The sequence below is a fragment of the Streptomyces sp. NBC_00154 genome, assembly GCF_026342835.1.
Taxonomy (GTDB): Bacteria; Actinomycetota; Actinomycetes; order Streptomycetales; family Streptomycetaceae; genus Streptomyces.
In genome coordinates this window covers 2477925-2491263 of record NZ_JAPEMI010000001.1, presented here as the reverse complement: position 1 = coordinate 2491263, position 13339 = coordinate 2477925, and the positions used below count along the sequence as shown (strand labels likewise).

The window sequence follows — 13339 nt, the reverse complement described above, 5'->3', positions numbered from 1 at the left end:
ATAAACGAACGATGAACGCAGGGTCAGCGCCCGTTGGGGGCCGTCGCGAGACGGAGGAGGCCACGAACGGTGTCGCCTTCGGGGGCCTTGAGCTGATCGAAGATCGAGAGCGCCTCTCGCCAGCAGGCCTTCGCGCGATCTGCCTGCCCAATGCCCGCCAGCGCCTGGCCGAGCACCGTCAGCACATTCGCGCGACGCCACTCCCCGCCTATGTGGAGCAGTACTGTCAACGCTTGCTCTGCCAGCGCGGCAGCCTGGGCCGAGCGCTGTGCTGCGAGGTGGACTTCGGCCAGCCGGAAGAGAGTCATTCCCTCCCACAGCCGTTGCCGACTGTCCCGGAAGACGGAGAGCGCCTCGGAGAGGCGGCCCTCGGCTTCGTCGTGTCGGCCCGCGCGCGCCAGTGCGAGTCCCAGGGCATAGCGACCGTTCGCCAGGCGCAGTGTGAGCCCCAACCGGTTGTAGAGAGCGATGCCTTGGCCGGCAAGTTCCACTGCGCTCGCGGTCTGTCCGATAGCCAGATGGACCCGGGAAAGATTGCACAGGGCGCTGGCTTCACCCGCTTGATTGTTGTCGGCCCGGAACGCGGTGATGGTGCGCTGGAGAAGGACTTCCGCCTCGTCGAGCCGATTGCGGTAGCCGGCTATGATTCCGAGCTCGTTCGGAGCGTTGCAGTGGGTCCATACATCATCCGTCGAAGGAGTGAGCAGCATGGCCCGCCGGGCTTCTTCCTCGGCCTGGTCGAAACGGCCGGCGGTGCTGTGCACCTGAGCGAGCGTTGTCCTCGCTCGCGCTTCGGAGCGCGCATCGCCCGTAGTTGCCGCAGCATCCCGCACGATGGTGGCGACCGATTCGAACTGGCGAGAGTTGGCGCCTGACTCCGCGAGGTCCTTGGAAGCCAGAAGGAGGTCCACCGCACGCCGGATGGTTCCGGTGGTGACGCTCTGCTGCACGCATGCCAGCAAGGGGTTCGCCTCCGAATACAGCCAGTCCAGGGCCCGGCCGTGGTCGGTGAACGACAGCCCGGGGTGTTCCGTGCGCTGCAGGTGATTGACCGTCCGATCCCCCGGCCGCTCCAGCGCATACACCCCCGCCGCCGTGGCCAGGTAGAAGTCCAGCAGCCGCGACAGCGCCAACTCCCGCTCCTCCGGCGGCTGCTCGTCCCGCTCCGCGCATGCACGCGCGTAGAGCCGTACCAGGTCGTGGTAGCGGTACCTGCCCGGCGCTGCCGATTCCAGCAGGCTCGTGTCGACCAGGGACTCCAGTACGTCCTCCGCCGCATGCACCTCCAGGTTCAGCAGCGCCGCCGCTGCCGCCAGGGAGATGTCCGGGCCGTCCGCCAGGCCCAGCAGCCGGAACGCGCGGGCCTGGGCCGGCTCCAGCTGGCCGTAGCCGAGTTCGAACGTCGCCTTCACCGCCAGGTCGCCCGCCTGGAGTTCGTCCAGGCGGCGGCGCTCGTCGGCGAGCTTCGCCGCCAGGACCGAGACGGTCCAGGTGCGGCGGGCGGCCAGGCGGGAGGCGGCGATGCGGATGGCGAGAGGGAGGAAGCCGCACGCGGCCACCACGTCCAGGGCCGCCTCGCGCTCCGAGTTGACCCGCTCCTCGCCGACGATGCGAGTGAAGAGCTGGAGCGCCTCCTCGGGTGACATCACATCGAGGTCCACCAGGTGCGCGCCCGCGAGGTCGACCATGCGGACGCGGCTCGTGACCAGGGCCGCGCAGCCCGCCGTGCCGGGGAGCAACGGACGGATCTGGGCCGCGTCGTGGGCGTTGTCCAGGAGGACCAGGATGCGGCGGCCGTCGAGCGTGGAGCGGTAGAGCGCGGCCCGTTCGTCCAGGGAGTCGGGGATCGCCGAGTCGGCCGTGCCCAGGGCGCGCAGGAAGGCACCCAGGACCGTTTCCGGTTCGGCGGCGCGTGCGCCCGCGCCCTGCAGGTCGACGTACAGCTGGCCGTCCGGGAAGTGCGGGCGCGCCTGGTGCGCGACGTGCACGGCCAGCGTCGTCTTGCCCACGCCCCCGATTCCCGCCAGCGCCGACACGGCCATGACCGAACCCTCGGCCGTCGCCAGCCGGTTGCCCAGTTCGCGGACGAAGGAGGCGCGGCCGGTGAAGTCCGGGACCGTGGCCGGGAGCTGGGCCGGGCGGACGGCGGCGGGTGCGGGCACCGCCTCGTCGGCCGGGTGGGCCAGTTCCTCGTCGGCCTGCAGGATCCGGTGCTGGAGCTGCGAGAGCTCCGGGCGCGGGTCCACGCCGAGTTCGTCGGCGAGCAGCCGGCGCGTGTCGGCGTACACGGCGAGTGCCTCCGCCTGACGGCCGCTGCGGTACAGGGCGATCATCAGCAGTTCGCGCAGCCGCTCCCGCAGCGGGTGCGCCGCGGTGAGTGCGGTCAGTTCGGAGACCGCCTCCGCGTGGCAGCCGAGCTCCAGGTCGAGGTCGAGCCGTGTCTCGGTGAGCTGGAGCCGCCACTCCTCCAGCCGGGTGCGCTGGTTCTCGGCGTACGGCCCCGGGACGGAGGCCAGTGGTTCGCCGTCCCACAGCGCCAGTGCCTCGTTGATCAGGGCGCGGGCCCGGGACCGGTCGCCGCCGGCCCGCGCCTTCTCCGCGTCCGCGGCCAGCTCCTGCGCCGCCGTGAGGTCGAGCGCGTCGGGCCGGGTCCGTATCGCGTATCCGCCGGCGTTGCTGATCAGCGTGTCCGGGTCGAGGATCTTGCGCAGCCGGGAGGCGTATGTCCGTACGGCGGCGAGCGCCTGGGACGGCGGCTCCTCGCCCCAGATGGCGTCGATGAGTTCGGCGGCGGTGGCCGTGCGGCCGTCGCGCAGGAGCAGGGCGGTCAACAGGGCTCGCTGCTGCGGTGAGCCGGAGGGCAGCGGTTCGCCGCCCCGCCAGGCGCGTACCGGTCCGAGTACGGCGAAGCGGAGGTCGGTGTCGGCCGTCTGCTGCTGCGGAGCCCGCTGCTCCGGAACACGCACGCGTGGCCCGTTGTCACGGTCCATTGATGCCCCCTGTCCTGCTCGCCCCGCCGGTCCTGCCGGTCACGCTGGTCCCGCTGGTTCTTCTGCTCGGAATGTCCACCGGTGCACCCATGTGCGCCGGGTGGATCCGGATTGCGCCCTACCGTTGCTATCGCGCTCAACAGTCTGCCTTGTCATGGGCGGACACGTCAGCAGTGGGTGACTCTCTGCACAAGCCCTCGACAACGATTCGGCACGGGGCCCCGGTCAAGAGAGCTGACGGCTCGTCAGATCGGCGCTACCGTGGTGCGCATGGAGACCTTCCCGAAGATCATCTCGGTGGACGACCACACGGTGGAGCCCGCTCATGTCTGGCGGGACCGGCTCCCGTCCAGGTACCTCGACCGCGGCCCGCGCATCGTCCGTGCCCCGCTGAAGGAAATGACCTTCATGGGCGGCAAGTTCGCACCGGTCATGGGTGCAAAGGGGGACGAAGGGCCGATCGGCGACTGGTGGGTGTACGAGGATCTGCACCGGCCGCTCACCCGGCTCGACACCTCGGTCGGCTACGACAGGGACGAGATCAAGCTCGAAATCATCACGTACGAGCAGATGCGTCCGGGCTCGTTCTCGGTGCCGGACCGGCTCGCCGACATGGACATCAACCATGTCCAGTCCGCGCTCTGCTTCCCGACCTTCCCGCGGTTCTGCGGCCAGACGTTCACCGAGGCGAAGGACCGCGAACTCGGACTGCTCGGCGTGCGCGCGTACAACGACTGGATGGTCGAGGAGTGGTGCGGCCCCGAGGCCGGGGGCCGGCTGATCCCGCTCACCCTCGTCCCGCTGTGGGACGCGCAGCTCGCCGCCGACGAGGTCAGGCGGAACGCCGCGCGAGGGGTGCGCGCCGTCGCGTTCTCCGAGATACCCCCACATCTCGGCCTTCCGTCGATACATACGGACGAGTGGGATCCGTTCCTGCGGGCCTGCGACGAGACGGGCACCGTGATCGCGATGCACATCGGCTCCTCCTCGAAGATGCCGTCCACCTCGGCCGATGCCCCGCCCGCGGTCGGGTCCACGATCACCTTCGCCAATTGCTGTTTCTCGATGGTCGACTGGCTGATGAGCGGCAAGTTCGAACGATTCCCGAACCTCCGGATCATGTACGCGGAGGGCCAGATCGGCTGGATCCCGTACATCCTGGAACGCGCCGACGTGGTCTGGGAGGAGAACCGGGCCTGGGGCGGGGTCGCCGACAAGGTGCACCGGCCGCCGTCGGAAATGTTCACCGAGCATGTGTACGGATGCTTCTTCGACGACGCCTTCGGGCTGAAGAACCTGGACGCGATCGGCGTCGGGAACGTGCTGTACGAGACGGACTACCCGCACTCGGACTCGACCTGGCCGAAGTCCCGTGAGGTCGGCGAGGCGCAGATGGGGCACCTGGACCCGGACGTGGTGGACCGGATCGTGCGCCGCAACGCGATCGACCTTCTGGGGCTCACGGCCGACGGACTGTGGGCGGGGCCAGGGGCGTAGCGCGCAGACCCCGCCGACGGGTGGTACGGCACGGGGCCCACCGTCTCGGGCGGGCCCCCGCGTGCCGTGGTCAGGCCCTGGTCACCGGCTCCTGGAGCTCGGTCACCCACTTGTCCTTGTCCTCGGGGCACTCCAGATTGATCTCCCGGGTGTAGCCGAGCGACCGGTATCCATTGGCGTCCAGCCAGCGGGCCAGCGTCTGCTCGGTGATCAGGACCCCGTCCATGGAACCGCGGTGGACGATGGTCGCCGCCTCGAACGCGGGCAGCTCCACCACCGTGACACCGGTGTCGCCGACCGGGCCGGCCGGTACCGAGACCGTCACTCCGGCGTGCACGACGATCGTGCCGTTGCCGCCCGGTGCGTCCTCGTACCGTGCGACACCGGGACCGGTGGGCCTGATCCCGGCCGCCTCCAGCAGCGGGAACAACCGGTCGTACAGCGGTCCGATCACCGGAGTGATGTCCTGCGGCTGATAACTCGCCGCCGTCCCGGTCAGTTCCGCCACGCGTACGGCCGGAACGTTCTTGACCACAACCTCGTCAGCGGGCATGTGTCCCTCGCTCTCGATCGACCGGAGCCTCGCCTCGACCTGCGCCAGCCGCGCCGCCGCTGCCGCCATGGCAGCCTCCAGCTCCACCTGCCGCAGCCGCAGCATTCCGCGCAACTCCTCGGGGCCGACCTGGTCGTCGAGGACGGCCTGCACCTGCTGGAGCGTGAAGCCGAGATCCTTCAGGGCGATGATGCGGTTGAGGCGTGCGAGCTGGGCGGCGCCGTAGAAGCGGTAGCCGGTGGCGGGGTCGGTGCGGTCGGGAGGCAGGAGTCCGATGGCGTCGTAGTGACGCAGCATCCGGGCCGACACCCGTCCGTACCTGGCGAAGTCTCCGATGGTGAACATGATGTCTCCCAGTGCACGGCCTCACACGGTGTCAAGGTCAACCCCTCGTCCGTGGCGCCGGCACCGCGACGGGGCACCAAAAGGCAGGAGCCCCGTTCCCCGCCGAAGCGGAGGAGCGGGGCTCCTTGGGTACTGCATGCCGGCCGCGATCGGCCGACCCGGGCAACTAGGCCGGGGTGACGTTCTCAGCCTGCGGGCCCTTCGGCCCCTGAGTGACGTCGAAGTTCACGACCTGGTTCTCCTCGAGGGAGCGGAACCCGGACGCGTTGATCGCGGAGTAGTGAACGAAGACATCCGGGCCGCCGCCGTCCTGGGCGATGAAGCCGAAGCCCTTTTCAGCGTTGAACCACTTGACGGTTCCGGTAGCCATAAGCCCTCCTTGGGCCAAAGGGTTGCCCTGCTCCAGAACCTGCAAAGAAGTCTGAAAACTACAAAAGCCTGCGGGTTACATGCTCCGCAGGCTCTGTACTGCAAGGGAAACCAAACTGCAACTTGGCGATGAGCCTAGCACGCAGCATGTGCGGAGGGGTAGAGGGAAAGATCACTTCACTCGGATGTTTGATAGCCGTGCCGATGAGCTGACGAACATAGGGACCCGGGGGTGCTCGGGGGGCGGTCCGAGGCGGTCCGGAGAGCGGGCTCGGGCGAGGCTGCGAGCCCCGGTGGCGCCGGGGTTCCCGCGCGGGTCTAGCCTCGCGATGTGGACAATTCAACCGTCTCTCCCGTAGCAGGCGACGACCGTCGCAGCAGGCCGCGCGTCGGCCACATCCAGTTCCTGAACTGTCTCCCCCTGTACTGGGGCCTGGCACGGACCGGAACCCTGCTCGACCTGGAGCTGTCGAAGGACACCCCGGAGAAGCTAAGCGAGCAGCTGGTCCGCGGTGATCTCGACATCGGCCCCATCACCCTGGTCGAGTACCTGCGCAACGCCGATCAGCTCGTGGCCTTCCCCGACATCGCGGTCGGCTGCGACGGTCCCGTCATGTCATGCGTGATCGTCTCCCAGCGGCCGCTGGAGGAGCTCGACGGTGCCCGGGTGGCGCTCGGCTCCACCTCGCGCACCTCGGTCCGCCTCGCTCAGCTGCTGCTCGCCGAGCGTTACGAGGTGTCGCCGGACTACTACACCTGCCCGCCCGACCTCGGCCTGATGATGCAGGAGGCGGACGCCGCCGTGCTCATCGGCGACGCAGCGCTGCGCGCCTCGCTGCACGACGCGCCGCGGCTCGGCCTGCAGGTCCATGACCTCGGGCAGATGTGGAAGGAGTGGACGGGGCTGCCGTTCGTCTTCGCCGTCTGGGCGGCCCGCAAGGATTACCTGGCCGCCCACCCGGCCATGGTGAACGAGGTCCACCGGGCGTTCCTCGCCTCGCGTGACCTGTCCCTGGAAGAGGTCACCAAGGTCTCGGAGACCGCGGCGCGGTGGGAGGTCTTCGACGCGGAACTGCTGGAGCGGTACTTCACGACGCTGGACTTCCGCTTCGGTGCGGCCCAGCTGGAGGGTGTACGGGAGTTCGCGCGCCGGACGGGACCGACGACCGGCTTCCCGGCGGATGTGAACGTCGAGCTGCTCGACCACTGATCCCTGCGTACGGGAAAGGGACCGGCAATGGGTGAATCCTGAACCTTCTTCTGCCCTTCCCGCCCGCGCCGGCGTTATTTATAGCCCGGTATTTATTGCCCGGTCCCGGGGATTCCCTTCCGGCGAATGCCGCGAATGCCGCTGCCGGTCACCCCGCACGCCGTATCCGATTAGCGGATGGCGTCCGGGGCGAGTCCCGGTTGAGTGCAGGAATCGTTCGAGTGAACGACACATTCGCGCCTTTTGCTGTGTCGAAAACCGCTGTTCGTTCCCATAGGGGCGAAATCGGCGGATGGTTTCTCTGTGATCGCATGACCTTCGCCCCTAGGCTTCGGTCGGAGGTCCGGCCGGTCCACAGGGGGAGTCCATATGCAGCCGCTGGAAGCCGGCGAGCCGCTCACCATCGGCGGCTACCGTCTGCTCGGCAGGCTCGGTGCGGGCGGCATGGGCCGGGTCTATCTGGGGCGCAGCGCGGGGGGACGCACCGTCGCGGTCAAGGTGGTCCATCCGCACTTCGCGCTCGACGAGCAGTTCCGGGCCCGGTTCCGCCTCGAGGTGGACGCGGCGCGGCGGATCGGGGCCCAGTGGACGGCGCCCGTCCTGGACGCCGATCCGGACGCGCCCGTGCCGTGGGTGGCCACCGGCTATGTCGCCGGGCCGCCGCTGTCGGGGGCGGTCGCCGAGCACGGGCCACTGCCCGAACAGTCGGTACGGACCCTGGGCGCCGGACTGGCGGAGGCGCTGGCCGCCGTGCATGGGCAGGGACTCATCCACCGTGATGTGAAGCCGTCCAACGTGCTGCTCGCCCTCGACGGCCCCCGCCTGATCGACTTCGGTATCGCCCGCGCCATCGACGCCACCGCCTCGCTCACCTCCACCGGCGTCTCGGTCGGCTCGCCCGGCTACATGGCACCGGAGCAGATCCGGGGCCTGGACATCTCGGGTGCGGCCGACATGTTCTCGCTCGGCGCGGTGCTCGCGTACGCGGCGACGGGCCTCGCTCCCTTCCTCGGCGACTCCTCGGCGGTGCTCCTCTACAAGGTGGTGCACGAGGAACCGGAGCTGGGCGAGATCGAGGGCGAGCTGCGGGAGGTGATCGCCGCGTGTCTGGCGAAGGACCCGGCGCTCCGGCCCACCCCTTCGGAGCTGGCCCGGCGGCTGGCGCCGGACGGGGCGGCCGCGCGGGTGGCGGCGGGCTGGCTGCCCGGCACCCTGGTGCGTGAGCTCAGCCGGGCCGCGGTGGCCCTGCTGGACCTGGAGCCGCAGGAGGCGCCCGTGCAGTCGGGGCCGGTGCCGTTCAGCAATGCGTTCCTCGACGGCCAGGCCGACGGGACACCGGGTGGCAACGAGGCGCAGTCCGTGGGCCGGGCCGGCGGTGCGCCCGGGGTGTTCGGGCCGCCGATCGAGCCGGCCTTTCCTCCTCGGACGCATCAGCCGGCCGAGGCCGTCGGGGACAACTCGGCCGGGCTGCCCGGCCCCCGCACCCCCGACTCGCGCTTCTCCCTCACCGTCAGCGCCGACTCCGGGCCCGCCCGCCCCGACCGGAACCGCGGCCGCAGGCTCAGTTGCACCGTCGCCCTCGCGGTGGCGGGCGCGCTTGCCGCCGTGACCGTGGGCAGCGCCTTCCTCTTCGATCTGCTGCCGGGCAGCGGTGGCGGCGGCGCCGGGGAGCACGACGGTGTGGCCAAGCCCCCGCCCAGCACGTCCGCCACCCGGCCGTCGACCCCGACGGACGCGGGCACCGGCGGCGCGGACTCGGTCACCGCAGTGCCGAAGGCGTTCGTCGGCACCTGGAAGGGGCCGGTGACCGAGAAGACCACCGGACAGCCGCACGGCACCCTCACCGCCGTGTTCACCGAGGGGAAGAAGGGCACGGACGTCGTCCGCATGAACACCACGGTCTCCACCCTCGGAGTGACCGTCAGCTGCCACAGCATCGCCCGGCTCTCCTCGGGCACCGCCGAGGAACTGACGCTCCGGGAGCGCACCGATCCGGACCGCCCGAGCACCGCCGGGCTGTGCACGAGCACCACGACGGACGTCGTTTTCACCCTCGCCGCCGACGGCACACTGCGCTTCAGGTCCGAGGAGAGGGGCGCGGGTCTTCCGTACGGCACGCTCAGCAGGTCCGGCGGCTGAGCCCGGCAGGGGCTGGCGTACGCTGGATCGGTCCGTTGATCCGTTGAAAAACCGCCGAAAGGTGACAGCCCGGTGACCGAGAAGGCCGACCTCCAGCCCATCCTCGACCGAGCCGCCGAGGGCGGGCGGATCACTCCGGAGGAGGCCCTCGACCTCTACCGGTCGGCGCCCCTGCACGCGCTGGGCGCGGCGGCCGACGCCGTGCGCCGCCGCCGTTACGCCGGCACCGAGCACATCGCGACGTACATCATCGAACGCAACATCAACTACACCAACGTGTGCGTCACGGCCTGCAAGTTCTGCGCCTTCTACGCCGCGCCGAAGGACACCGCCAAGGGCTGGTCCCGCGATCTCGACGACATCCTGCGCCGCTGCGCGGAGACCGTCGAACTCGGCGGCACGCAGATCATGTTCCAGGGCGGACACCACCCGGACTACGGCGTCGAGTACTACGAGGAGCACTTCTCCGCGATCAAGAAGGCGTTCCCGCAGCTGGTGATCCACTCGCTGGGCGCCTCCGAGGTCGAGCACATGGCCCGGATCTCCAAGGTCTCCGTCGAGGAGGCCATCCAGCGGATCCACGCCGCCGGTCTCGACTCCTTCGCGGGCGCGGGCGCCGAGCTGCTGCCCGCCCGGCCGCGGAAGGCGATCGCCCCGCTCAAGGAGTCCGGCGAGCGCTGGCTGGAGATCATGGAGGCCGCGCACAACCTGGGTGTCGAGTCCACCTCCACCATGCTGATGGGCACCGGCGAGACCAACGCCGAGCGCATCGAGCACCTGAGGATGATCCGTGACGTACAGGACCGGACCGGTGGCTTCCGCGCGTTCATCCCGTACACGTACCAGCCGGAGAACAACCACCTGAAGGGGCAGACACAGGCCACGCTCTTCGAGTACCTGCGGATGATCGCCATCGCCCGGCTCTTCCTCGACAACGTCGCGCACATCCAGGGGTCCTGGCTGACCACGGGCAAGGAGGTCGGCCAGCTGTCGCTGCACTACGGCGCGGACGACCTCGGCTCGATCATGCTGGAGGAGAACGTCGTCTCCTCGGCGGGTGCCAAGCACCGCTCCAACCGGCTGGAGATCATCGATCTGATCCGCAAGGCGGGCCGCGTCCCGGCGCAGCGCGCCACGACGTACGAGCACCTCGTCGTCCACGACGACCCGGCGAACGACCCGGTCGACGAGCGCGTCGTCTCGCACATCTCGTCGACCGCGATCGAGGGCGGCACCGCGCATCCGGAGCTGAAGCTCCTGAGCGCCAACTGAGGCCGCATTGCTGACCGTTCATGCCTCGCCGCTGGTTCTTCCGGTCGGCGCGGCTGCCGTCCGGCAGGGCGCGGTGGCGGTGGACGGCGACCGGATCGCCGCCCTCGGACCGTACGACGACGTCATGGCCGCCCATCCGACGGCCCGCGTCCGCCAGTGGCCCGGCGTCATCACTCCCGGTCTGCGGCAGTGGCACGGCCTCTGGCTGCTCACCCGCTGCTACCACCCCGATCCGCGCGAGGCGGACGAGCTCGGCGACCGGCCGTTGTGGGGCGAGGCGTTCGAGCGGCTGGCCGACGGGATGGACACGACGCGGCGGGCGGGCAGCGTACGGCGCGGGCTGCAGCAGATGCTGCGGTACGGGACGACGCACCTCGCGGGCCGGTTCCACGACCCGGCTGTGCGCACCGCCGTCGCCCGCTCGGGTCTGACGGAGGTCTCGGCCGTCGGCGCCCCCGGCATCCTCATCGGCGAACCGAGCCTGGACCCGTTCGCGGAGGGGCACGACCTGCCCGGCTCCGCGCACGGCCCGCTCGCCGTCGGCGACCGCGCCGACCTCGCGGTATTCGACGTACCGGACGAGGCGGCGCTGTGCGCCGCGGGGGCGGCGACATGCGTGGCCACGGTGCTGGGCGGACGGCTGGTGTACCGGCGGCGGTGACCGGGGCGAACCGTGACGTCGGGCCCCTGGTCACACGGGCCCCGGGTGCGGGAAGATCCCGCAGCGCACTACCGCCCCCCGCACGCCGCCCACGTACTCCCACCAGGAGGATGTTCATGGCCTGCCGCACATCCCGCGTTCTGCTCGCCGCGGCCACCGCCACCGTGGCGCTCGCCGCCCTCGCCGCCCCCGTCACGGCATCGGCCGCCGGCTCTCCGCAGGGGCGGGTCTTCATGGTCAACCCCGTGCAGTCCTCCGGGGACCAGAACCTGGCCGACGCCAAGGACTCGGCCACCGCCGTGCCCGCCGACGCCTACGCCCTGGCCGCCCTGCGCAACCTGGACGGCAGCGGCGGGCTCTCCGGCAAGTGGGCGTACATCAGATCCGACACCGGATCCTCCGCGAAGGTCGCCGCCGCGGGCACGTACACCCGCAACGACGACCAGTTCGAGCAGGTGATGGCCTACTTCTGGGTCAACGAGGCGCAGGAGTACCTGCAGAGCCTCGGCTTCGGCAGCGAGCTGCCCGGTGCCAACGACCGGGCCCAGCCCGTCCGCATCAACCAGTGGGGCGCCGACAACTCCTTCTTCACCGACAAGAAGGCCGAGATCCGCTTCGGCAAGGGCGGGGTCGACGATGCCGAGGACGCGGAGGTGATCGTCCACGAGTACGGGCATGCCGTGCACAACGCCCAGGTTCCCGGCTTCGGTACGTCGGAGGAGGCCGGGTCCATCGGAGAGGCCTGGGGCGACTACCTGGCCGTGTCGGTCGGCGCGTACGCGGACTCCAAGTACGGCTGGCCGCGCAGGACCGATCCGGGCTGCGTCGCGGACTGGGATTCCGTCTCGTACACCTCCTCCGTGCCGCACTGCCTGCGCCGCGTCGACGGCGACAAGACCTACGCGGACAAGGTGGGCGAGGTGCACGCGGACGGTGAGATCTGGTCGCGGGCCCTGTTCGACATCCGCGGCGCGCTCGGCGCGCGCGAGGCCGACCGGATCATCGTCAACGCCCAGTTCGGCTTCGCGCCGGACACGTCCTTCCAGGACGCGGCCCTGACGACGATCGCGACCGCGCAGCAGATGTACGGCAGGAGCGCGGCGGATGCCGTGCGGAAGGCGTTCCAGGACCGGGGCATCCCGGGGGTGTGAGCCCGCGCCGGGGCGGGCGGTGGACGGCCGCCTCTCGCCCCGGCGGATTTCCACGCGACGCGCAGTGCCCCCACGCACCCGAACGGTCGAAGCCGGCCTCCGGCGGGTCGGGTGCCGACCGGCGCGAGGCGCCGTCGGCCGGGCTGCTTGAATGGGTGGGTGACCCGAGCATCCCTGGACAAGCAGCCGCACGAAGTCGCCTCGATGTTCGACGACGTGGCGGCGAACTACGACCTCACCAATGACGTGCTGTCGCTCGGCCAGGCCCGGCTGTGGCGCAAGGAGGTCGCGAAGGCGGTGCACGCCCGCCCGGCGGAGAAGGTTCTCGACCTGGCCGCGGGCACGGCGACGTCCTCGCTGCCGTTCGCCGCGACCGGTGCGTACGTCGTGCCGTGCGACTTCTCCGTCGGGATGCTCCAGGTGGGCAAGAAGCGGCACTCCTGGCTGCCGTTCACCGCGGGCGACGCCACGAAGCTGCCGTTCCGCGACGAGACGTTCGACGCGGTGACGATCTCCTTCGGGCTGCGCAACGTCCAGGACACGGATACGGCGCTGCGCGAGCTGTACCGGGTGACCAAGCCGGGCGGCCGGGTGGTGATCTGCGAGTTCTCGCAGCCGACCTGGGCGCCGTTCCGCACGGTCTACACCGAGTACCTGATGCGGGCACTGCCGCCGGTCGCGCGTGCCGTGTCGTCCAACCCCGATGCGTACGTCTACCTCGCCGAGTCCATCCGCGCCTGGCCCGACCAGTCCGGGCTCGCCCAGCTGCTGCAGAAGGCAGGCTGGTCGAAGGTGGCCTGGCGCAATCTCACCGGCGGTGTCGTGGCACTGCACCGGGGCGTACGCCCCTGACCCCTGCGGCGGTCGGGAGGCGGCGGTGCCGAGGCGGTTCGGAGGCGGCGCGGCCGCGATGAACCGTGTTGAACCCGGACGGAAGTTGCCGGGTTCGGTGAATGCGGGAACCGGTGGGCGGGAAGATGTGTCCGTTGATACGGCACGCGTTTTCTCCGTTCCCGTGTGTCACCGGTTCTCTGTGTCCCCGTCGCTGCACCGGAGTCTTCCCATGCCGCCGACCTACTGCCCGCACTGTGGAACCGCCGCGCCCGAAGGGGCGCGCTTCTGCATGAAATGCGGGCGAGAACAGCCGACCGC

The 13339-nt window shown here is 70.4% G+C and carries 10 protein-coding genes and 1 pseudogene; 8 read left to right on the top strand and 3 right to left on the bottom strand.

Features of this window, described 5'->3' with window-relative positions:
* Window positions 1-23 precede the first annotated feature (23 nt).
* Complete coding sequence (locus OHA03_RS11045; RefSeq protein ID WP_267003213.1) at window positions 24-2990, bottom strand: BTAD domain-containing putative transcriptional regulator; 2967 nt, start codon at window positions 2988-2990, stop codon at window positions 24-26.
* A 270-nt stretch (window positions 2991-3260) separates the two neighbouring features.
* Here OHA03_RS11045 and OHA03_RS11040 point away from each other — a divergent pair, with 270 nt between their 5' ends.
* The gene (locus OHA03_RS11040; protein ID WP_267003211.1) at window positions 3261-4487 is read left to right on the top strand and encodes an amidohydrolase family protein; all 1227 of its coding nucleotides are present in this window, start codon (window positions 3261-3263) and stop codon (window positions 4485-4487) included.
* A gap of 70 nt (window positions 4488-4557) precedes the next feature.
* On the opposite strand, the gene OHA03_RS11035 is transcribed toward OHA03_RS11040, so the two are convergent.
* Complete coding sequence (locus tag OHA03_RS11035) at window positions 4558-5385, bottom strand: MerR family transcriptional regulator (protein WP_267003209.1); 828 nt, start codon at window positions 5383-5385, stop codon at window positions 4558-4560.
* A gap of 166 nt (window positions 5386-5551) precedes the next feature.
* Entirely contained in the window at window positions 5552-5755 is a 204-nt protein-coding gene (locus OHA03_RS11030) for a cold-shock protein (protein ID WP_003967102.1), read from the bottom strand.
* Between the two features lie 330 nt (window positions 5756-6085).
* On the opposite strand from OHA03_RS11030, the gene OHA03_RS11025 reads away from it, so the two are divergent.
* The 7 genes and pseudogenes from OHA03_RS11025 to OHA03_RS47995 all read left to right on the top strand — a co-directional run.
* On the top strand, window positions 6086-6964 hold the full coding sequence (locus tag OHA03_RS11025) for a menaquinone biosynthetic enzyme MqnA/MqnD family protein (RefSeq protein ID WP_267003207.1): 879 nt from the start codon (window positions 6086-6088) through the stop codon (window positions 6962-6964).
* 369 nt (window positions 6965-7333) lie between these two features.
* Window positions 7334-9103 carry a serine/threonine-protein kinase gene (locus OHA03_RS11020; RefSeq protein ID WP_267003205.1) on the top strand — a complete coding sequence of 590 codons (1770 nt, stop codon included), beginning with the start codon at window positions 7334-7336 and terminating at the stop codon, window positions 9101-9103.
* A gap of 72 nt (window positions 9104-9175) precedes the next feature.
* Window positions 9176-10375, top strand: coding sequence for a cyclic dehypoxanthinyl futalosine synthase (gene mqnC, locus OHA03_RS11015; protein WP_267003203.1), 1200 nt, complete (start codon window positions 9176-9178; stop codon window positions 10373-10375).
* A 7-nt stretch (window positions 10376-10382) separates the two neighbouring features.
* Entirely contained in the window at window positions 10383-11036 is a 654-nt protein-coding gene (locus OHA03_RS11010; protein ID WP_267003200.1) for a hypothetical protein, read from the top strand.
* A 116-nt stretch (window positions 11037-11152) separates the two neighbouring features.
* Window positions 11153-12187 carry a M36 family metallopeptidase gene (locus OHA03_RS11005; RefSeq protein WP_267003198.1) on the top strand — a complete coding sequence of 345 codons (1035 nt, stop codon included), beginning with the start codon at window positions 11153-11155 and terminating at the stop codon, window positions 12185-12187.
* Between the two features lie 159 nt (window positions 12188-12346).
* On the top strand, window positions 12347-13039 hold the full coding sequence (locus OHA03_RS11000) for a demethylmenaquinone methyltransferase (protein WP_030926348.1): 693 nt from the start codon (window positions 12347-12349) through the stop codon (window positions 13037-13039).
* 58 nt (window positions 13040-13097) lie between these two features.
* Window positions 13098-13322, top strand: a pseudogene (locus OHA03_RS47995) (zinc ribbon domain-containing protein); the annotation flags it as partial.
* Window positions 13323-13339: the final 17 nt, after the last annotated feature.